20 protein-coding genes are annotated in these 20,981 nt (G+C 68.9%); 16 read left to right on the top strand and 4 right to left on the bottom strand.

Features of this window, described 5'->3' with window-relative positions:
* Positions 1-112 precede the first annotated feature (112 nt).
* The 16 genes from ABMY26_RS03000 (at position 113) to ABMY26_RS02925 (ending at position 17,227) form a co-directional block, all read left to right on the top strand.
* A complete protein-coding gene (locus tag ABMY26_RS03000) occupies positions 113-952 on the top strand; it encodes a GntR family transcriptional regulator (protein WP_372394985.1) in 840 nt (279 codons plus the stop codon).
* Positions 952-2,196: an ABC transporter substrate-binding protein gene (locus tag ABMY26_RS02995; protein WP_372394984.1), complete on the top strand. Its 1,245-nt coding sequence runs from the start codon at positions 952-954 to the stop codon at positions 2,194-2,196. Before ABMY26_RS03000 ends, ABMY26_RS02995 begins: the two co-directional genes overlap by 1 nt.
* 215 nt (positions 2,197-2,411) lie before the next feature.
* Positions 2,412-3,284: a branched-chain amino acid ABC transporter permease gene (locus ABMY26_RS02990; RefSeq protein WP_372394983.1), complete on the top strand. Its 873-nt coding sequence runs from the start codon at positions 2,412-2,414 to the stop codon at positions 3,282-3,284.
* On the top strand, positions 3,281-4,294 hold the full coding sequence (locus tag ABMY26_RS02985; protein WP_372394982.1) for a branched-chain amino acid ABC transporter permease: 1,014 nt from the start codon (positions 3,281-3,283) through the stop codon (positions 4,292-4,294). Before ABMY26_RS02990 ends, ABMY26_RS02985 begins: the two co-directional genes overlap by 4 nt.
* Complete coding sequence (locus tag ABMY26_RS02980; RefSeq protein WP_372394981.1) at positions 4,281-5,027, top strand: ABC transporter ATP-binding protein; 747 nt, start codon at positions 4,281-4,283, stop codon at positions 5,025-5,027. The genes ABMY26_RS02985 and ABMY26_RS02980 overlap by 14 nt, the downstream gene beginning before the upstream one ends.
* Positions 5,020-5,733 (top strand): ABC transporter ATP-binding protein, encoded by a 714-nt coding sequence (locus tag ABMY26_RS02975; RefSeq protein ID WP_200909832.1) that lies wholly within the window; start codon positions 5,020-5,022, stop codon positions 5,731-5,733. Before ABMY26_RS02980 ends, ABMY26_RS02975 begins: the two co-directional genes overlap by 8 nt.
* A gap of 112 nt (positions 5,734-5,845) precedes the next feature.
* Complete coding sequence (locus ABMY26_RS02970; RefSeq protein ID WP_045582923.1) at positions 5,846-6,748, top strand: oxaloacetate decarboxylase; 903 nt, start codon at positions 5,846-5,848, stop codon at positions 6,746-6,748.
* Complete coding sequence (locus ABMY26_RS02965; RefSeq protein ID WP_372394980.1) at positions 6,745-8,490, top strand: hydantoinase B/oxoprolinase family protein; 1,746 nt, start codon at positions 6,745-6,747, stop codon at positions 8,488-8,490. The genes ABMY26_RS02970 and ABMY26_RS02965 overlap by 4 nt, the downstream gene beginning before the upstream one ends.
* 19 nt (positions 8,491-8,509) lie before the next feature.
* A complete protein-coding gene (locus tag ABMY26_RS02960) occupies positions 8,510-10,606 on the top strand; it encodes a hydantoinase/oxoprolinase family protein (RefSeq protein WP_372394979.1) in 2,097 nt (698 codons plus the stop codon).
* A complete protein-coding gene (locus tag ABMY26_RS02955) occupies positions 10,603-11,232 on the top strand; it encodes a cysteine hydrolase family protein (protein WP_372394978.1) in 630 nt (209 codons plus the stop codon). The genes ABMY26_RS02960 and ABMY26_RS02955 overlap by 4 nt, the downstream gene beginning before the upstream one ends.
* A complete protein-coding gene (locus tag ABMY26_RS02950; protein ID WP_372394977.1) occupies positions 11,229-12,653 on the top strand; it encodes an FAD-dependent oxidoreductase in 1,425 nt (474 codons plus the stop codon). Before ABMY26_RS02955 ends, ABMY26_RS02950 begins: the two co-directional genes overlap by 4 nt.
* Positions 12,650-14,092 carry a 3-isopropylmalate dehydratase large subunit gene (gene leuC, locus ABMY26_RS02945; protein ID WP_372394976.1) on the top strand — a complete coding sequence of 481 codons (1,443 nt, stop codon included), beginning with the start codon at positions 12,650-12,652 and terminating at the stop codon, positions 14,090-14,092. The genes ABMY26_RS02950 and leuC overlap by 4 nt, the downstream gene beginning before the upstream one ends.
* Position 14,093: 1 nt before the next feature.
* The gene (gene leuD, locus ABMY26_RS02940) at positions 14,094-14,690 is read left to right on the top strand and encodes a 3-isopropylmalate dehydratase small subunit (RefSeq protein WP_372394975.1); all 597 of its coding nucleotides are present in this window, start codon (positions 14,094-14,096) and stop codon (positions 14,688-14,690) included.
* Between the two features lie 126 nt (positions 14,691-14,816).
* Positions 14,817-15,242: a CopD family protein gene (locus ABMY26_RS02935; protein ID WP_372394974.1), complete on the top strand. Its 426-nt coding sequence runs from the start codon at positions 14,817-14,819 to the stop codon at positions 15,240-15,242.
* Between the two features lie 82 nt (positions 15,243-15,324).
* Positions 15,325-15,804: a VOC family protein gene (locus ABMY26_RS02930; protein WP_372394973.1), complete on the top strand. Its 480-nt coding sequence runs from the start codon at positions 15,325-15,327 to the stop codon at positions 15,802-15,804.
* 169 nt (positions 15,805-15,973) lie between these two features.
* Positions 15,974-17,227 (top strand): hypothetical protein, encoded by a 1,254-nt coding sequence (locus ABMY26_RS02925; RefSeq protein ID WP_372394972.1) that lies wholly within the window; start codon positions 15,974-15,976, stop codon positions 17,225-17,227.
* A 156-nt stretch (positions 17,228-17,383) separates the two neighbouring features.
* Here ABMY26_RS02925 and ABMY26_RS02920 read toward each other — a convergent pair whose 3' ends face one another.
* From ABMY26_RS02920 to ABMY26_RS02905, 4 genes are all read right to left on the bottom strand, one after another.
* Positions 17,384-18,415, bottom strand: coding sequence for an ABC transporter ATP-binding protein (locus ABMY26_RS02920; protein ID WP_372394971.1), 1,032 nt, complete (start codon positions 18,413-18,415; stop codon positions 17,384-17,386).
* Positions 18,412-19,416, bottom strand: a complete 1,005-nt coding sequence (locus tag ABMY26_RS02915) for an ABC transporter ATP-binding protein (RefSeq protein WP_372394970.1) — start codon at positions 19,414-19,416, stop codon at positions 18,412-18,414. Before ABMY26_RS02915 ends, ABMY26_RS02920 begins: the two co-directional genes overlap by 4 nt.
* 35 nt (positions 19,417-19,451) lie before the next feature.
* Complete coding sequence (locus tag ABMY26_RS02910; protein ID WP_372394969.1) at positions 19,452-20,510, bottom strand: D-TA family PLP-dependent enzyme; 1,059 nt, start codon at positions 20,508-20,510, stop codon at positions 19,452-19,454.
* Positions 20,511-20,592: 82 nt separating this feature from the next.
* Complete coding sequence (locus tag ABMY26_RS02905) at positions 20,593-20,979, bottom strand: RidA family protein (RefSeq protein WP_045582934.1); 387 nt, start codon at positions 20,977-20,979, stop codon at positions 20,593-20,595.
* Between the last annotated feature and the right edge of the window lie 2 nt (positions 20,980-20,981).

Raw genomic sequence — 20,981 nt, 5'->3', positions numbered from 1 at the left:
CCCGTTGACTGAACCTGTCTTATCCATCATACAGGTTCCTGTCTTATCAAGAGACAGGCTCGTGGCTCGGTGAAGCGGAGGACGGCACGCTGTGAAGTCGGCGGTTGAACCCTTGAAGGCACGCAGGATCTATCTGCTGCTGCGCGACCGCATCGTCGCCGGAGAACTGCCGCCGGGCAGCCGGCTGCCGGGAGAGCCGGCGCTGGCGGCCGAGCATGCGGTGTCGCGGGTCACCGTGCGGCGCGCGCTCGACCTGCTCGACAAGGAGGGGCTGGTGCAGCGCAAGGCGGGGTCCGGCACCTTCGTCCATGACACGCGCGCCGTCCGTCCCATCGTCGCCGACCTGTCCAACGTGCTGTCGCACCTGATCGACATGGGGCGCAGCACCGACGTCAAGCTGCTGTCCTTCGGCTATGGCCCGCCCAGCGAGGCGGTGGCCGCAAGCCTGGGGCTGGCGGCGGGGGAGCGGGTCCAGCGCTCCGTCCGGGTGCGCATGATCGACGGCGTCCCCTTCTCCTACCTGACCACCCATGTGCCGGAATGGATCGGCCTGACCTGGTCGGAAGCGGAGCTGGCGGCGCGTCCGCTGCTGGAACTGATCGAACGGTCGGGCGTGCAGGCCGAACGGGCGACCCAGGCGATCAGTGCGACGCTGGCCGGTCCCGAAGCGGCGGCGGCGCTGGATCTGGAGATCGGCTCGCCGCTGCTGTCGCTGACCCGTGTCGTCTACGAACCGTCGGGCCGCGGCGTCGAGCATCTTCACGCGCTGTACCGGCCCGACCGCTACAGCTTCCACATGGATCTGGTGCGCACCGGCAGCGACGGCGAACGGCGCTGGAGCCCGGCGCTCGGCTGGCCGCGCGCATCGGATAAGAGCAAGGCCGAAAAGGCCGCCAAAGGCGAAAAGCCGCCCCGTGCCAAGCGGGCAACCAGACAGAGGAGTTCAGCGTAATGAGACGTTCGGATCGGGACTCCGCGCTTCCCGGCATCACCCGCCGCTCGGTCCTGAAGGCCGGCGCCGCGGCGGCCGCCTTCACCGCCGTGCCGCTGGCCGCGCCGTCGATCCTGCGGGCGCAGACCGCCGCGGTGAAGGTCGGCGTGCTCCAGCCGGTGACCGGCGCGCTCGCCAACGACGGCGACCTCGGCCGTCTGGGCGCCGAGCTGGCGATCAACGAGATCAACGCGGCCGGCGGCATCAGGTCGCTGGGCGGCGCCAAGCTGGAGATGCTGTTCGGCGATGCCCGCTCCACCCCGGAGGCCGGCACGCAGGAGGTCGAGCGGATGCAGGCGGAGGGCGCCTGCGCCATCGTCGGCGGCTTCGCCAGCCCGATCTGCCTTGCGGCGTCGCAGGCGGCGGCGCGCTACGACCTGCCGTACCTCGTCGATGTCGGCGTGTCTGACCAGATCATGGCGCGCGGGCTGAAGAACACCTTCCGTTTCGGCCCCGGCTTCGGCAAGGTCACCAGCGTCGCGCTCGACAATCTGACCCGCATGAACGAATTGGCGGGCAAGCCGGCCAGGACCGTGGTGCTGGTGCATGAGGACGGGCTGTTCGGGTCCGGCCTCGCCAAGCTGCTGCAGGCCGAACTGCCCAAGCGCGGCTTCGAGGTGCTGGAGACCATCGCCCATCCGACCCCGGCGCGCGACATGTCCAACGTGGCGTTGCGCATCCGCTCGCTGAACCCCGATCTGGTGATCCCGTCCAACTATTACGGCGAGTTCGTGCTGCTCGCCCGCACCATGCAGCAGCAGCGCATCAAGCCTAAGGGCATCTACGCCGTGCTGGGCGGGGCGGCGTCGAACGGCCGCTTCCTCAAGGAATTCCCGCAGGCGGCCCAGAACGTCATAGATTGCAACCACTGGCACGACCCGCGCAACCCGCAGGCGCTGGCCCTGCGCAAGGCGGTGCAGGACCAGGGCAAGTCCTTCGCCTACAATGTCTCGCTGAACTATTCCAACGTGAAGCTGCTGGCCGACGCCATCGAGCGCGCCGGCTCGACCGACCGTGCCAGGATCATCGAGGCGTTGAACGGCTCCAGCTTCGCCGGCCACATCATGCCCTACGGCCCGACGAAGTTCGTGAACGGCCAGAACGAGGGCGCCACCCCGATCAACACCCAGATCCAGGGCGACGACATCAAGGTGATCTTCCCGGAGGCCTACGCGGAAGTGAAGGCGAACTTCCCGGCGGTCTGAAGTCCCTTCTGTCTGCCCCCTCCCTAACCCTCCCCCGCTGGGCGGGAGAGGGAACTGCCGCCGCTCTTCCGAACACGCGTCTGTTCTCGCACAAAGCTCCGCTTTGTGCTGACGCGGCGGGCGGACCATAGGTCCGCTGAGAGCGGTGGAGGGTCGGGGAGGGGGCAAGCCGGCGCAAGCGCGCCGTCGCCGTTCCACTCACGCTCGGGCCTGCCATGTATTCACCTCAGATCATCCTGGAAGCGGCGCTGAACGGGCTGATGACCGGTGCGGTCTATGCGCTGATCGCGCTGGGCCTGACGCTGATCTACGGCGTGCTGCACATCATCAACTTCGCCCACGGGGCGCTGCTGACATGCGCCATGTTCGCGGTCTGGGTCGCCTGGGCCTGGCTCGGCATGGACCCCTATCTGGTGATCCTGCCGCTGGTGCCGCTGATGTTCGCGCTCGGCTACGGCCTGCAGCGCTTCGTGATCGGGCCGGCCAGCCATGGCGACGACGGCAACATCCTGCTGGTCACGCTGGGCCTGTCCATCGTGCTGGAGAATGTGCTGCTCGCCACCTTCCAGTCCGACACCCGCACGCTCGACACCGACTATTCCTTCCAGGTGGTGGCTCTGGGTCCGCTGCTGCTGTCCTTTCCGCGGCTGATCGGGCTTGGCGTGGCGGTGGTCGTCACCGGCCTGCTGTGGCTGCTGCTGAACCGCACCGACACCGGCAAGGCGATCCGCGCGGTCGCCAAGGAGAAGCTGGGCGCCAACCTGGTCGGCATCGACGTGCCGCACATCTACGCCGTCACCTTCGGGCTCGGCTGCGCCTGTCTGGCGGTGGCGGCCTGCCTGCTGATGCCGACCTTCTACGTCAACCCGCGCATCGGCGGCGCCTTCGTGCTGGTCGCCTTCACGGTGGTGGTGCTGGGCGGCATGGGCTCCATCCCCGGCGCCCTGCTCGGCGGCCTGTTCATCGGGGTGGTGGAAAGCCTGTGCGGCCTGCTGCTGGGCGACAGCCTGGGCCAGATCGGCATCTTCCTGATCTTCATCGCCGTGCTGCTGGTGCGGCCGACCGGCCTGTTCGGAGCCAGGGCATGACCGCGCGCGATCTTCTTCCCATCCTCGTCCTGCTGGTGCTGGCGGCGTTGCTGCCGCTGGTGGTGACCTCCAGCCCGGTGCTGAATTTCCTGGTCTTCATGCTGATCGTGGCGCTGGGCGCGCAGGGCTGGAACATCCTGGGCGGCTTCGGCGGCCAGTTCAGCTTCGGCCACGCCGCCTTCTTCGGCACCGGCGCCTACGTCACCGCGATCCTGCAACTGCGCTGGGGCGTCAATGCCTGGGCCGGGCTGGCGCTGGCGACCGCCGCCGGGGCCGCGGTCGGCTGGGCCATCGGCTTCCTCAGCTTCCGCTCGGGCCTGCGCGGCTCCTATTTCGCGCTGGTGACGCTGGCCTTTGCCGAGGTGTTCCGCATCCTCGCCAACGCCGCCTCCTTCACCGGCGGGGCCGCCGGGCTGCTGATCAAGCTGGACGTCCATCCCGGCAACCTGCAATTCGCCGACCGCGCCGTCTTCTATTGGCTGGTGCTGGCCCTGGTCGGGGCGGTGCTGGTGCTGACCCGCTGGATCCAGCGCTCCCGTTTCGGGGCGCAGCTGGTGGCGGTGCGCGAGAACGAGGACGCGGCCAAGGCGCTGGGCGTCGACAGCCTGCGGGTGAAGCTGCGCGCCATCGCGCTGTCCGGCGGCGTCACCGCGCTGGCCGGCTGCCTCTACGCCCAGTATTTCCTCTACATCGACGCCACCATCGCCTATGGCAGCTGGATTTCGGTCGAGCTGCTGCTGGCCCCGATCATCGGCGGCGTCGGCACCGTCTTCGGCCCGGTGGTCGGCGCCCTGACCCTGCATGGGCTGGGCGAGGTCGCCAAGCAGTTCGCCGGCCGCATCCCCGGCATCGACCTGATCGTCTTCGGCGCCGTGCTGGTGCTGGCGGTCGCCTTCGCCCGCGGCGGCATCCTCGGCCTGTTGGAGCGGCTGCGCGACCGCGGCGCCGGGCTGCTGCGGCCTTCCTCACGATCCGATGCCGCCAAGGAGCCTTCCAATGTTGGCCGTTGAGACCGTCTCCAAGCGCTTCGGCGGGCTGATGGCGGTGGACCGCGCGTCGCTGACGGTGGCGCCCGGCGGCATCATCGGGCTGATCGGCCCGAACGGCGCCGGCAAGACCACGCTGTTCTCGATGATCTCCGGCTTCATCGAGCCGACCGACGGCCGCATCCGGTTCGAGGGCGCGGACATCACCGCCGAGGAGCCGCACCGCCGGGCCGGGCGCGGCATCGGCCGCACCTTCCAGATCGTGCAGCCCTTCGCCGGGCTGACGGTGTGCGAGAACATAGCGGTCGGCGCCTATCTGCGCCATGCCAAACGCGCCGACGCCATCGCCAAGGCGCGCGACGTGGCCCAGCGGGTCGGGCTGGCCGCCGAGCTGGACCGTCCGGCCGGCGGGCTGACGGTGGCCGGGCGCAAGCGGCTGGAGTTGGCCCGCGCGCTCGCCACCGAACCGAAACTGCTGCTGTTGGACGAGGTGCTGGCCGGGCTGAACCCGTCGGAGATCCGCGACATCATCCCGGTGATCCGCGACATCCGCGACAAGGGGGTGACGATCCTGATGATCGAGCATGTCATGCAGGCGGTGATGAACCTGTGCGAGCGCGTCTATGTGCTGGCACAGGGCCGCATGATCGCCGAGGGACCGCCCGCCGCGGTCTGCGCCGACGCCCAGGTGATCGAGGCCTATCTCGGCCACGGCGCCGCCGCCCGGCTGAAGGCGGAGGGTGCGGTCCATGGTTGAGGCGCTGCTGGACATCCGCGGCCTAAGGGCCGGCTACGGCGCAACCGAGGTGCTGCGCGGCATCGACATGGCGGTCGAGACGGTGGAGATCGTCACCGTGCTCGGTTCCAACGGCGTCGGCAAGACCACGCTGAACAAGGTGCTGTCGGGTGTGCTGCCGGCCTGGGCCGGCGAGATCCGCTTTGCCGGCGAGCGCATCGACGGCCGGTCGGCCGCCCGCATCGTGGAGGAGGGACTGATCCAGGTGCCGGAGGGCCGCAAGATCTTCCCCAACCTGTCGATCCGCGAAAACCTGGAACTGGGCAGCTACCGTCGGGGCAAGCCGCACCGCGCCCGGAACCTGGAACACATCTTCGCCACCTTCCCCCGCCTGAAGGAGCGCGAGCGGCAGTTGGCCGGCACCCTGTCGGGCGGCGAGCAGCAGATGCTCGCCATCGGCCGCGGCATGATGGCCGAACCGCTGCTGCTGATCCTCGACGAGCCGTCGCTCGGGCTGTCGCCACTGGTGGTTGAAGAGATGTTCGGCCTGATCCGCAAGCTGAACACCGACGGGCTGGCGATCCTGCTGGTCGAGCAGAACGTCGTCCAGTCGCTGGAGGTCGCCCGCCGAGCCTACATCCTGGAGAACGGCGTCTTCGCGATGTCCGGCGAGGCCGAGGCCATCGCCCGCGATCCCGAACTGAAACGCACCTATCTCGGGCTGTGAGCGATGCGTGCTCCGGCCCAATCCCAACCTCTTCCAACCACCCAAGATCTTCCAACCCTGACCCGGCGGAGCGCGACACCATCGCGAACCGGCACCGGGGGGAGCGCCTGACATGATCGTCCCCACCACGAGTTTCCGGGACCGGCTGGCCCAGGACCGCGTCGTCCTGGCCCCCGGCGTCTATGACGCCTTCACCGCCTCGCTGGCAACCGCCGCCGGGTTCGAGGCGCTGTACCTGTCGGGTGCCGCCATCGCCTACACCCGGCTCGGCCGGCCCGACATCGGGCTGGTGTCGGTCAGCGAGGTGGCTGACACCATCGCCCTGGTGCGCGACCGCGTGGCCACGCCGCTGGTGGTGGACGGCGACACCGGCTACGGCAACGCGCTGAACGTGCAGCGCACCGTGCGCATGTTCGAGCGGGCCGGCGCCACCGCGATCCAGCTGGAGGACCAGAGCTTTCCCAAGCGCTGCGGCCACCTGACCGACAAGGCGGTGATCCCGGCGGCGGAAATGGCCGGCAAGATCAAGGCGGCGGTCGATGCCCGCGCCAGCGACGCCACGCTGATCGTCGCCCGCACCGACGCGGTGGCGGTGGAAGGGGTGTCGGCGGCGCTCGACCGCGCCCGGCTCTATGTCGAGGCCGGTGCCGACGTGCTGTTCGTCGAGGCGCCGAAGACCCGCGACCAGCTGGCCGCCATCGCCACCGACCTGGGCGGCATCCGCCCGCTGCTCGCCAACATGGTCGAGGGCGGCCAGACGCCGATCAGCTCGGCCGCGGAGCTGGGGGCGCTGGGCTACCGGCTGGTGATCTTCCCCGGCGGCATCGTGCGGGCGCTGGCCCGGCAGGCGCAGGACTATTACGGCTCGCTGGCGCAGCACGGCACCACCCAGCCGTTCCGTGACCGCATGTTCGACTTCAACGCGCTGAACGAGCTGATCGGCACGCCCGGGATGCTGGCGCTCGGCGAAACCTACAAGGACTTTGCACCCGCCAAGCGGGAGGACGCAGCATGACCACCAAGACCACCCCGATCGATCCCGTCACGCTCGCCGTCCTGAAGGGCCGGCTGGAGCAGATCGCCGACGAGATGGACGCGACGCTCTACCGCTCCGCCTTCAATCCGATCATCGCCGAGGCGCGCGACGCCTGCCACGGGCTGTATCATGCCGAGACCGGCGCCACGCTGGTCCAGGGGACCAACGGCCTGCCGATCTTCGTCGGCGCCATGGCCTTCGCGGTCAAGGCGGTGATCGACAAGGTGGCGCGCGAGGGCGACCTGCACGCCGACGACATCTTCCTGTTCAACGACCCCTATGACGGCGGCACCCACCTGAACGACTTCCGGCTGGTGCGGCCGATCTTCCGGCAGGGGACGCTGTTCTGCTGGATGGCGTCGGTCGGCCACTGGCTCGACATCGGCGGCAACGTGCCGGGCAACTTCAACGCGCGGGCCACCGACAGCTTCCAGGAGGGCGTGCGCATCCCGCCGGTGAAGCTGGTCCGGGCGGGCGTGATGAACACAGACCTGTTGGCGATCCTCGCCGCCAATTCCCGCGTGCCGGTATCGAACTACGGCGACCTGAACGGCCAGCTGAACGCGCTGGATCTCGGCGTGCGCCGGCTGACCGAGCTGCTGGACGAGCATGGCGAGGCGACCGTCTCCGCCGCCTTCGACGCCTTCACCGCGCGGGCCGACGCGCTGATGCGGGCCGCGGTGGCCAAGCTGCCGGACGGCACCTACAGCTTCGAGGATTATCTCGACAACGACGGCATCACCGCCGACCGGCTGCTCATCGCGCTCGACCTCACCATCGAGGGCGAGCGGATGGTCCTGGACTTCTCGCGCTCCTCGGCGCCCTGCGCCGGGCCGCTCAACATCGCCTATTCCACCGCGGTCGCCTGCTGCTATGTCGCGCTGAAGCATGTCTTCACCGACGTCCCGGCCAATGCCGGCTGCCTCAATCCGATCACCTTCGTCATTCCCGAGACGACGCTGCTGGCGGTGAAGCCGCCAAAGCCGGTCGGCGGCTATACCGAGACCATCCTGCGCGTCATCGGCGTGGTGTTCGGCGCGCTGGCGCTGGCCGACCCGGCGCGCGCCACCGCCGCCCCATTCGGGACCATCAACGCGCTGTCGCTGGCCGGCCACCGTGCCGACGGCTCGCGCTGGGTGATGTTCTCCTTCTTCGGCGGCGGGCTGGGCGGCAATCCGGAGAGCGACGGGCTGAACCACGCCAACAACCCGATCTCCACCGCCACCATTCCGCCGGTGGAGATCCTGGAGGCGGCCTATCCGGTGATGTTCACCCAATGGGCGCTGCGTCCCGATTCCGCCGGGGCCGGCCTGCACCGCGGCGGCGTCGGTGCCGTCTACGAGATCGAGGCGCTGACCGACGCCGACGTGTTCCTGCTGGGCGAGCGCGGCGTCTTCGCCCCCTTCGGCGTGGCCGGCGGCACGCCCGCCGCGCTGAACCGCTTCACCTGGCAGAGCGACGAGGGCGAGAAGTCGCCGCCGCTCGCCTCCAAGATCACCGACGTCAGGATCCGCGACGGCCAGCGTGTCCGGCTGGAGACGCCGGGCGGCGGCGGCTGGGGCGACCCGAGGCGGCGCGAGGCGGAGGCGGTGGCCCGCGACGTGCGGCTCGGCTATCTCGGCATCGGCGCGGCGCGCAGCGCCTATGGCGTGGCGCTGACCGACGACGGCGCGCTCGACCTCGCCGCCACCGCGCTTCTCCGCGAATCCCCCGCTGCCTGACGACTCCGGAACCAAGATCATGAGCATGGCCACACCCAAGGGCTTCGTCGGCGGCACCATCGTCGGCGTCGATGTCGGCGGCACCTTCACCGACCTGTTCCATTACGACGAGGCGCGCGGCAGCTTCCGCACCGCCAAGGTTCCCTCCAACCGCGGCGACGAGGCGGTCGGGTTCCTGGCCGGCCTGCAGAGCTTCGGCCCGGTTGCCGACCTCGGTTCCATCGTCCACGGCACCACCGTCGGCACCAATGCGCTGCTGGAGCGCAAGGGCGCCCGGGTCGGGTTGATCACCACGGCGGGATTCCGCGACGTGCTGGAGATGCGCCGCCGCGACCGCCGTCACACCTGGGGCCTGTGGGGCGATTTCGTCCCCGTGGTCGACCGCGACATGCGGCTGGAGGTGGCGGAGCGTACGCTGGCCGACGGCACGGTCCGCACCGCCGTCGACCTGGAGGCGGTGCGTGCCTGCGCCCGCCGGCTGGTCACGATGGGGGCGGAGGCGCTCGCCATCGTCTTCATCAACGCCTATGCCAACCCAGCCAACGAGCTGGCGGCGCTGGAGGCGGCGCGCGAGGTCTGGCCGAACGCCAACCTCGAATGCTCGTCCCGCATCCTGCCGGAAATCCGCGAGTTCGAGCGCACCTCGACCACCGCGCTGAACGCCTATCTCCAGCCGGTGGTCGGCAGCTACCTCGCCAAGCTCGACGACGCGCTGGCCGGGGAGGGGTTCGGCGGACGCTTCCACATCGTGCAGTCGAACGGCGGCGTCATGTCGACCGACACCGCAAGGCGGCTGCCGGTACGCACCGCCCTGTCTGGGCCGGCGGCCGGCGTCATCGCCGCGGCGGCGATCTCCAAGGCGGCGGGCTTCCCCAACGTCATCACCGGCGACCTCGGCGGCACCAGCTTCGACGTGTCGCTGGTGGTGGAGGGGCAGACCATGCTGGCCGCCCAGACCACCATCGATTTCGGCCTGGTCGTCCGCACGCCGATGATCGAGATCACCACCATCGGCGCCGGCGGCGGCTCCATCGCCGGGGTCGATCCCGGCGGCATGCTGCAGGTCGGGCCGGAAAGTGCCGGGTCGCGCCCCGGTCCGGTCTGCTACGCCCAGGGCAACACCCGCCCGACCCTGACCGACGCCAACGTCCTGCTCGGCCGCATCAACGCAGAGCGCCCGATCGGCGGCAAGCTCGCCCGGCTCGACGTCGATGCCGCCCGGCAGGCCATCGCCACCCATGTCGCCGAGCCGCTCGGCCTCGACGTCATGACGGCGGCGGAAGCCGTGGTGCGCATCGCCAACAGCAAGATGGCCGGCGCCATCCGCCTCGTCTCCATCGAGCGCGGGCACGATCCGGCCAAGTTCGCCGCCGTGCCGTTCGGCGGCGGCGGCGCCCTGCATGTCGGCGCGCTGATCAAGGATGTCGGGCTGAAGGCGGCGCTAGTGCCGCGCTTCCCCGGCGTCACCTCGGCGCTCGGCTGCGTCATCGCCGACATCCGCCACGATCAGGTGCAGACGGTCAACCTGCCGCTGGCCGGCATCGACGCTGCCGCGCTCGACCGCCGCATGGTGGAGGAGGCGACAGCCGCCCGCGCGGTGGTTGAGTCTGCCGGCCTCAGCGTCGAGCGCATCGACCTCGTCTTCGAGCTCGACATGCATTACATCGGCCAGACCCACACGGTTGCCGTCGCTCTGCCGGTCTCGGTGGAGAACGGCACCACCGGTCCAACCACCGGTATTGACGAGGCGACCATCCGCGCCGCCTTCGAGCGTGCCTATCAGGCATCCTTCAGCCGGCTGCTGCCGGGCGTCGGTGCCAAGATCGTCAATCTGCGCACCGCAGCCATCGGCCGCCGCCCGCATTTCGACCTCGCGACGCTGGCGCCGCGGGACGGGACGAGCGTGGAGGGCGCCTATGCCGGCTCGCGCCCGGTGTGGTTCGACGGCGCGTGGCACGAGACGGCGATCTACAACCGCCTCGACCTGCCGGTCGGCGCGGTGATCCAGGGGCCGGCGATCCTCGAACAGCCGGACGCCACCACCGTCATCGACCCCGACCTCAGCGCCCGGGTGGACGGCTTCGGCAATGTCGTCGTCGAAAGGACCGGCCGATGAACGCCGCCGCCATCCCGGCCGAGCGCACCGCGCTGCTGGTCTGCGACCTGCAGAACGACTTCCTGCATCCCGACGGCGCCTATGGCCGGGCCGGGCAGACGGCACCGGAGATCCTGGAACTGCCGGACCGGGTGAAGCCGCTGGCCGACCTGCTGCGGTCGCGCGGCGGCTGGGTGATCTCCACCAACTTCACGCTGGTTCCGGGCCGCGGCGGCGAGCCGATGATCTCGCCCCACCTGAAGACCCTGCGGCCCTTCCTGGCCAAGGGCGACTTCCTGCCCGGCGCCTGGGGGCATCGCACGGTGGACACCCTCCAGCCGGTCGATGTCGAGGTGGAGAAGATCGCCTATTCCGCCTTCTACATGTCGCGGCTGGAATGGGTGCTGGCGAAATGCGGGGTGGAACGGCTGCTGGTCTGCGGCATCGTCACCAATGGCGGCGTGGCGTCGACCGTGCGCGACGCCCATGTCCGCGACTTCGACACCATCCTGCTGGAGGACGGCTGCGCCGCCTTCACCCCGCAGGTGCATGAGGTCTCGGTCGCGGCCCTGCGCCCGGTCTGCCGCGTCACCACCATCGCCACAATGCTGGCGGAGGTTGCCGGGTCGAAGGAAGGCGCCTCATGAGCCGCATCCTGCCCGCCGACGGCGTCGAGTTCGAGTTCACCGTGCCGGTCATCGTCATCGGCGGCGGGGCAGCCGGGATGATCGCCGCCCTTGCCGCCCACGAGCAGGGCGCCGGAGTGCTGGTGCTGGAGCGCGACGCGCTGCCCCAGGGCTCGACCGCCCTGTCGGCCGGGTTGATTCCGGCGCCGGGCACCCGCTGGCAGCGCGCGACCGGCATCGAGGACAGCCCGGAGCTGTTCGCCGCCGACATCCTGGGCAAGGCCAAAGGCGAGCCCGACCCGGCCGCTGCAACCCGCGTCGCCCGCGCGGTCGGGCCGGCGCTGGAGTGGCTGGCCGACCGCTACGGGCTGCCCTTCTCGCTGGTGGACAATTTCACCTATCCCGGCCACGGCGCCCGGCGCATGCACGGGCTGCCCAGCCGGTCGGGCTCCGAACTGATCGACCGTCTGCGCGGCGCCGTCGAGGCCGCCGGCATCGACGTGCTGTGCGAGGCGCATGTCACGGCGCTCTACGCCGACGCCGCGTCCCGCGTGCATGGCGTGGAGATCGCCCGCCCCGACGGCAGCAGCGAGCGCGTCGGCTGTTCGGCGCTGGTCCTGGCCTGCAACGGCTATGGCGGCAACAGGGAATTGGTCGGGCGCCATGTGCCGGAACTGGCCGACGCGCTCTATTTCGGCCACCCCGGCAACCAGGGCGACGCGCTGCTGTGGGGCGAGGCGCTGGGCGCCGCCAGCCGGCACCTGTCGGGGCACCAGGGCCATGGCTCGGTCGCGCATCCGGCCGGCATCCTCGTCACCTGGGCGACGATCACCGAGGGCGGCGTGCAGGTGAACGCAGAGGGCCGGCGCTTTTCCAACGAGGCGCAGGGCTATTCGGAACAGGCGGCCATCGTGCTGCGCCAGCCGGACAGCATCGCCTGGACGGTCTTTGACGACCGCATCGCCGCCATCGCCCGCCAGTTCGAGGATTTCCGGCAGGCCGAGGCGATGGGCGCGGTGCTGACCGCCGACGATCCCGCCGGCCTCGCCCGTCTTATGAAGATCGACCCGGCGGCGCTGGCCGCGACGCTGGCCGGGGTCGACCGGTTGAAGCGGGAGGGCGCCACCGACGGTTTCGGCCGCGACTTCGCCGGAGCGCCGCCGCTGGCCGCGCCCTACCGCGCGGTGCGCGTCACCGGCGCGCTGTTCCACACCCAGGGCGGTCTGGTGGTGGACGACGATGCCCGCGTGCTCGACCGGCAGGGCAGGCCGCTGCCCAACCTCCATGCCGCCGGGGGTGCGGCCTGCGGCGTGTCGGGATCGAAGGCGTCCGGCTATCTGTCCGGCAACGGATTGCTGACCGCGGTGGCGCTCGGCCGCATCGCCGGGCAAGCGGCGGCAAGCGCGGCGGCAAGCGCCGTCAGGGAGGAGAACGACCGATGACCAGCCAGCCACGCAGCCTGTTCGAGAAGGTGTGGGACGCCCATCTGGTGGCGACCCGGCCCGACGGCCAGTCCCTGCTCGCCATCGACCGCCATTTCCTGCACGAAGGCTCCTTCCACGCCTTCGGCATGATCGACCATGCCGGCCGCAAGGTGCGCCGGCCGGAGCTGACCTTCGCCGTCGCCGACCATTACGTGCCCTCGCACAGCCGGTCCAGGCCGATTGCCGATCCGGAGATCGCCAACATGGTGACGATGCTGGAGGCGAATGCCGGACGCCACGGGCTGCGCCATTTCGGCCTGCACGACCCGGCCCAGGGCATCGTCCATGTGCTGGCGCCCGAACAGGGTCTGACCCTGCCGGGTCTGACCGTCGTCTGCGGCGACAGCCACACCTCGACCCACGGCGCCTTCGGCGCGCTGGCCTTCGGCATCGGCGCCACCGAGGTCTCGCATGTGCTGGCGACCCAGACCCTGTGGCAGCGCCGGCCCAAGACCATGCGCATCACCGTCGACGGGGTGCTGGGGCCGCATGTGACGGCCAAGGATCTGATCCTGGCGGTGATCGCCGCCATCGGAGCCGATGGGGCCGCCGGCCACGTCATCGAATATGCCGGCAGCGCCGTCCGCGCCCTGTCGATGGAAGGCCGGCTGACCATCGGCAACATGTCGATCGAGGCTGGTGCCCGTGCCGGCATGATCGCCCCCGACGACACCACCATCTCGTGGATCGAGGGCCGTCCCTTCGCCCCGAAAGGCGCGCTGTTCGACCGCGCGGTCGATCACTGGCGCAGCCTGCCGAGCGACCCCGACGCCGTCTTCGACCGCGAGGTGACGCTGGACGCCGCCGACATCGCCCCCGCCGTGACCTGGGGCACCAGCCCGGAGACCGCGGTTCCGGTCAGCGCCGCGGTTCCCGACCCCGGCACGGAGCCCGACCCGGTGCGCGCCGGCCAGATGCGCAAGATGCTGGACTATATGGGCCTCGCCCCCGGCATGAGGCTGGAGGAGGTCGCGATCGACCGCGTCTTCATCGGCTCCTGCACCAACGCCCGGCTGGAGGATCTTCGCGCCGCCGCCGCGGTGCTGCGCGGCCGGCGCGCGGTGGTGCCGGGGCTGGTGGTTCCCGGCTCGGTCCCCGTCCGCCGGCAGGCCGAGGCCGAGGGGCTCGACCGGGTCTTCATCGACGCCGGTCTGGAATGGGGCGAGCCCGGCTGCTCGATGTGCGTCGGCATCAACGGCGATCTGGTTCCGGCGGGGGAGCGCTGCGCCTCCACCACCAACCGCAACTTCCCCGGCCGCCAGGGGCCCGACGCCCGCACCCACCTGATGAGCCCGGCCATGGCCGCCGCCGCCGCCGCGACCGGCCGGATCACCGATGTCCGCAAGCTGGCCGATGTCCGCAAGCTCGCCGATGTCCGCAAGCCGGGAGCCGCCTGAGATGGAGCCCTTCGTCACCCTGACCGCCCCGGCGCTGCCGCTGGACATCGCCAACATCGACACCGACCAGCTGCTGCCGGCCCGTTTCCTGAAGAAGCCGCGCAGCGCCGGCTATGGCAATTTCCTGTTCCGGGACGAGCGCAAGCCGGGCTTCCCGCTGGACGATCCGGCCTATGCCGGCGCCCGGGTGATGGTAACGGACCGCAATTTCGGTTGCGGCTCCTCGCGCGAGGGGGCGGTCTATGCCCTGGTTGATGGCGGTTTCCGTTGCGTCGTCGCCCCCAGCTTCGGCGACATCTTCGCCGCCAACGCCGCCAAGAACGGCCTGCTGACCGTCGTCCTGCCGGAGGAGACGGTCGCCGCGCTCCGCCGCCGGCTGCAACGGACGCCGGGCGCCGCCGTCACCGTCGATCTGCCGGCGCAGACCCTGACCGACCCCGACGGCCTCGCCCTGACCTTCGCCATCGACCCGTTCAAGAAGGAATGCCTGATCGCCGGCCTGGACGACGTGGCGCTGACCCTGCGCCAGCAGGACGCCATCGACGCCTACGACCGGGCGGATGCCGAAGCGCGGCCCTGGGTGGTGCCGGCCGGCTGACGGAGCCGGTTGGAAGGGGGCGGCCGAAAGACGCTTGCATCCGCCGCCGCCTTCGGTGCCTCTCTCCCGACGCGCCCGTCCCATCGCCGGGGCGGGGCACCGGTCATGTCGGGGTGAGAGGCAATCGTGGATTACATCTGGCTCATCGGGCTTCATGTTGCGGCGGTGACGGTCTGGATCGGCGGGATGCTCGTCGCCGCCGTCCTGATCAGCGCCTTGGATGCCGAGACCGCGGCCGACGGGGCGCCGTCCCGCATCCTGCGCGCGGTGAGCCGCTGGGACCGCCGCGTCACCTCGCCCGCCATGGGGCTCGCCTGGATTCTCGGCCTGACGCTGGTGTTCCAGGGTGGCTGGGGGGCTGAGCCGTGGCTGGCGACCAAGATCGCCGTCGTCGTCGCCCTGTCCGCCCTCCACGGCAGGCTTGCCCGCGCCTTGCGGCAGCTTCCCGAACCGGGCCGCCCTCCGGTTTCCGGCCTGCTGCGCTTTTCCCCCCTCGCGGTCATCGCCGGAATGATCGCCATCGTCACGCTGGTGGTGGTAAAACCCTATTGAGCGGCACGCGGGCATAGGCCGGGCAACGGCCCGCAGGGGCCGGCCCCGGGCCGGATTGGGTTTCAGCGCGAAAGGACACGCCATGGCCGTCGCCAAGACCACGATCTGCCTCTGGTTCGACAAGGACGCCGAAGCCGCCGCCCGCTTCTACGCCGGGATCTTCCCTGACAGCGCGGTGACCGCCGTCCACCATGCCCCCAGCGACTACCCGTCCGGCAAGGCGGGCGACGTGCTGACGGTCGAGTTCACCGTCACCGGCATCCCCTGCCTCGGCCTGAACGGCGGCCCGGCCTTCACCCACAGCGAGGCCTTCTCGTTCCAGATCGCCACCGACGACCAGGAAGAGACCGACCGCTATTGGACCGCCATCGTCGGCAACGGCGGCCAGGAGAGCGCCTGCGGCTGGTGCAAGGACCGCTGGGGCATTTCCTGGCAGATCACGCCGCGCGTGCTGACGGATGCGCTTGCGGCGGGCGGGGAGGAGGCCAAGCGGGCGTTCGAGGCGATGATGGGGATGACGAAGATCGACGTGGCGGCGATTGAGGCGGCGCGGCGGGGGTGAGGGCCTTTATGGGGACGCGGTTGGACTGTGTTGGCTTATGGACCAGTGCAGACACTCAGGTAGGCAAATTGATTATAACCAGCTTGGTGATGGAAGCGATCAGTTCTTGATTTGCGCGAAGAGTGTAGGGTCGTTATAACATTAATCTATTAACAATGGTGAGGATCGCATGGTCGATCATCCGCATGAAATTGCAATTTTGCTGTTATCTTGTATGTACAGGAACAGGCATGCAAATCGTCGCCATTTGTCCTTCTTTTTTAATGAGCCGGGATTGCCAGTCTTTATCGGAGGCCGCGCCGTTGAGGTGAACTTTGAAGCCGCGCATCTGCTGCGGGCGGCGCTATATCTGCGGAAACACGGAGCGTCGCACCTTCGTTCGCTTTCGATAGATGCCATTGAAAACCGTCTGGTGAATTTCGTGAAGGAACAATATCATTTGTTGCTTGGCGAGAATATTCCAAACATATTTGACTGTTCCTACAGTGAGCATCTATCGCAGGATCAGATCAGAGCGTTTTCTGGCTCATTGTCTAATTCTGAATTTTTCATAGAGCCGCGGCTGACGGCCCTCTTCCCCCTCGTTACGGTAAAAGTTTTAAAGAAATTCGACGCAGCTTCCTTTTTTCTGGGCGCGCCGGAAGATCTCCTCTCTCAAGTTGGCGATGTCAACCTTACTCTGACCCCCAATAGCTTCCCGCCAGTGGAGGAATGGTCTGGCCGAAGAGAGGCGCCGACGGCATGGCTGGGTGTACGAGCCCCGACGCTCGATGCTGCCCGTCAAATCCGTGCCGCAGTTCTGGGAGCGGTAGCGCTCCTTCCGCATCATATGGAGCGGTACATGTTCAGCGGTCGGAAGATGTTCGGCGGCCATGTGATTTTTGAGCAGGCATATTCTCTATCCTTTGGAGAACCTCACACTCCACCGCTGATGACGGACCTTGTGATCAATGCCGACGATCAATCTTGGCTGGCCGAATTAGCCAGAAAAATTGCCTCGCCCGCAACAGTTGATCGCAAACATCTGCGTGCATTGGAATACTACTACCGTTCATGGAATCAAGATGCAATTGAACGCTTCCCAACTCTGTTCGCCGCCATTGATGCCATCTTCGGCGACCAAAATCTGGCCACACAGGCTGTGGTAGACGCTGTAGGCCCGCAAATGGGGCCGGAATATACCAAGGATCGCATCCGACTGATGCTGGGGCTGCGCGGGAGCGTAGTTCACGGCGGCGCGCCAAATGTTTACGAATCCAGCAAATATGAAAAATATTACGTCGAATACCATGTCGATGCTGTTCGTGATCTCGAGCTAATTGTCGCGCGCTGCCTTCAAAAATTAATATTTCCTGAGCTTTTGACAGAGCGGCGTCACACGCACGCTGATCTCATTCGACGCAGAACAGGGCGGGAGAGTTGAACGCACAACGCCCATTCCCCCGCGCGTGATCAATGATATTGATGAAAAACAGCGCCTATTCTTCCATTAATGCTGGAAAATCCTCATTTTTCTTCTAACATATTGTAACATTCTTATCATCAGTACAGGTATTCGCTTCTGCTGCAAAACTGGTACTCACCCCACCCCCACATCATCCCGAATGCACGCCACCGAATGCCCCGGCGCCACCTCCCGCAGCGCCCGCGCTTCCGGTTCAGCACAGGCCGGCAGGGCGAAGGGGCAGCGGGTGCGGAAGACGCAGCCGGACGGCGGGTTCATCGGGCTCGGTACGTCGCCGTCCAGCAGCATGCGGGACTTCGGCGCGTCGGGGTCCGGGTCGGGAGCCGCCGACAGCAGCGCCATGGTGTAGGGATGGCGCGGGCGCTCGTAGAGAGAGTCGCTCGGCGCGATCTCCATCAGCCGGCCGAGATACATCACCGCCACCCGGTCGCTGATGTAGCGCACCACCGCCAGATCATGGGCGATGAACAGCACCGCCAGCCCCAGCTCGCGCTGCAAATCGCCCAGCAAATTCACCACCTGGGCCTGCACCGAGACGTCGAGCGCCGACACCGGCTCGTCGGCGACGATGAAGTCGGGTTCCACCGCGAGCGCGCGGGCGATGCCGATGCGCTGGCGCTGGCCGCCGGAGAATTCGTGCGGGAATCGGTCCATCGCGTCGGCGCTCAACCCGACCTTCTCCAGCAAGGCCGCCACGCGGTCGCGGCGGTCGGCGCGGCTGCCGATGCCATGGATCACCAGCGCCTCGCCGATGACCTCGCGCACGCGCTGGCGCGGGTCGAGGCTTGCATAGGGATCCTGGAAGACGATCTGCATGCGGCGGCGCTGCGCCCGCATCTCCGCCGTCGCCAGCCCGGTGATCTCCTGCCCGTCGAAGCGGATGGAACCGCCGGTCGGCTCGATCAGCCGCAGGATGCTGCGCCCCGCCGTGGTCTTGCCCGACCCGGACTCGCCGACCAGCCCCAGCACCTCGCCGCGCTTCAGGTCGAAGGACAGGTCGTCCACCGCCTTGACCCAGCCGACCGGTCGTTGCAGCAGCCCGCCGCGCACCGGAAAGCGCTTTTCCAGGTTGCGGACGCTCAGCAGGGGCTGTTCGGCAGAAACATCTGCGGTCGACACAGCGGCGGTCGAAACTTCGGCGGTCATTGCACGTCTCTCCAGCGGCGGCAGCGGGCGGAATGGTCGGGGCCGACCGGCTCCAGCAGGGGTTCGGTTGCGGTGCAGGCCGGCTCGGCCAGCGGGCAGCGCGGGGCGAAGGTACAGCCGGCCGGGCGGTTCACCGGGCTCGGCACGCTGCCGGGGATGGCGTGCAGCCGGCCGCCGTCGCCCCGGCGCTGGCCCAGATGCGGCATGCAGGCCAAAAGCCCGCGGGTGTAGGGGTGCCTGGGCGATTTCAGCAGGGAGCGCACGTCGCCCTCCTCGACGATGCGGCCGGCATACATCACCACCACCCGGTGCGCCACCTCCGCCACCACGCCCAGATTGTGGGTGATGAACAGGATCGAGGTGCCGGTCTCCTCCTGGAGGCGCCGCATCAAATCGAGGATCTGCGCCTGGATGGTCACGTCCAGCGCCGTCGTCGGCTCGTCGGCGATCAGCAGGGTGGGGCGGCAGGCCAGCGCCATGGCGATCATCACGCGCTGGCGCATGCCGCCCGACATCTGGTGCGGGTATTCGTCCAGCCGCCGGTCCGCCGCCGGGATGCCGACCTTCTTCAGCATGGCGAGCGCCTCGGCCCGCGCCTCCTTGCGGTCGAGGCCCTGGTGGTAGCGCAGCGCCTCGCCGATCTGGTCGCCGACGGTGTAGACCGGGTTCAGCGAGGTCATCGGCTCCTGGAAGATCATGCCGATCTCGTTGCCGCGGACGCTGCGCATGGCGCGCTCGCTGAGGCGGGCGAGGTCGCGCACCTGGCCGTCGCGGCCGCGGAACAGGATCTCGCCCCCGGCGATGATGCCGGGCGGCGACGGGATCAGCCGCATCGCCGACAGGCTGGTCACCGACTTGCCGCTGCCGGATTCGCCGACGACGGCCAGCGTCTCGTTGCGGCGGACGGCGAAGGAAACGCCGTCCACCGCCTTCGACACGCCAGGATCGGCGGTGAAGTGGGTTTGCAGGTTGCGGATGTCGAGCGTGATGTCAGCGTCCATGGCGGAAATCCGGAACTTTGATCGGCGGGTTCGGGTCAGCGCGTGCAGCCGCGGGCCGGCACCGGCCAGTCGCCGACGACCTCGCCGTTGCGGGAGACCGCCATGCGGTCGTGCAGGTTGGTCACCACGCAGACATGGTTGGGCAGGATGCGCACGCGGTCGCCGATGGCGGGCCTTGCCTCGCACTTGCTCAGATCGACCACCGCATGCTCCTCGTTGACGCGGACGATCACCGCGTCGGGGTAATCGAGGATCAGGCCGTAGCCGTCGCCGACCGACGGGGCGACGCGGTCGCTCGACAGCGTCTTGCTGCCGCAGTCCAGGACGGCGCGGTCGGATGTCGGGCGGCTGACCACGGTGGCGAGGACATGCACGGCGCATTCGTCCAGCGTCGCCACGCCGGCGCCGACGGTGGCGCGGTCATGATAGATGTAGGTGCCGACGCGCAGCTCGGTCACGCCGGGAAGCTCGTGGGTGTCCCAGCAGCCGGGGGTGCCGCCGACCGACACCGTCTCCACCGCGATGCCGGCGCCGTCCAGCAGGGCGCGCGTCTCGGCGACGAAGGGCACGGTGCGGGGGCCGCGCGGATAGGTCATCAGGCCGCGGAAGCGGGTCAGCCCGTTGCCGGCGGCGCGGCGGGCCAGCGCCAGAACCTCGTCCGGGGCCTGCACGCCGCAACGGCCGTCGCCGCTGTCGAACTCGACCAGGATGCCGATTTCGACCCCGGCCTCGGCGGCGGCGGCCGCCACCGTGTCGAGCGCCACCGCGTTGTCGAGCGCGACGCTGAGCCTGGTCTTGCCGGCCAGCTCGGCCAGCGGCTTGACCTTGGCGGCGCCGACGATGGGGTAGGTCAGCAGGATGTCGGTGCAGCCGGCCTCGGCCATCACCAGCGCCTCGCCGATCTTCTGGCAGGTGATGCCGACGGCACCCAGCTCGATCTGGCGGAGCGCGAATTGGGGAAGCTTGTGGGTCTTGATGTGCGGGCGCAGCGCCAACCCGTGCCGGTCGCAATAGGCCTGCATCTTGGCAAGGTTATGCTCGACCCGGTCGAGGTCGATGACGGGAACGGGGGTGTCGAGGTCGTCGACGCGCATTGGACTGCTCCGGAACGCGGAATGAAGGGAATGGGCCGATCCCGGCCGTCAACGGGACGGGATCGGCCGGAGGCACGCGATCTTACCCGGCGGACGGCAGGACGGCGATGCAGTCGATCTCGACCTGGATGTTGTTCAGCTCGCAGCCGATGGTGGTGCGGGCCGGCGGCTCGGTCGGGAAGAACTCCGAATAGAGCGCGTTGTATTCCTGGAAGCGGCCGAGGTCGCTGAGGTAGCTGTTCACCTTCACCACATGGGCGAGGTCGGTGCCGGCGGCCTTCAGGATGATCTCCAGGTTGCGCAGGGTCTGGCGAACCTCGCCGGCGAAATCCTCGGGCAGCGCGCCGGTTTCCGGATGGTGCGGCCCCTGGCCCGACACATAGACGAAGCCGTTCGCGACGATGGCATGGCTGTACTGGCCGGCGGGCTTCGCACCCTTTTCGGCGAAGATCGGCTTGCGGTTGGTCATCG

It is taken from the genome of Azospirillum sp. HJ39 (genome assembly GCF_041507355.1).
Classification (GTDB): domain Bacteria; phylum Pseudomonadota; class Alphaproteobacteria; order Azospirillales; family Azospirillaceae; genus Azospirillum; species Azospirillum thiophilum.
This window is presented reverse-complemented; position numbering and strand designations above follow the sequence as displayed.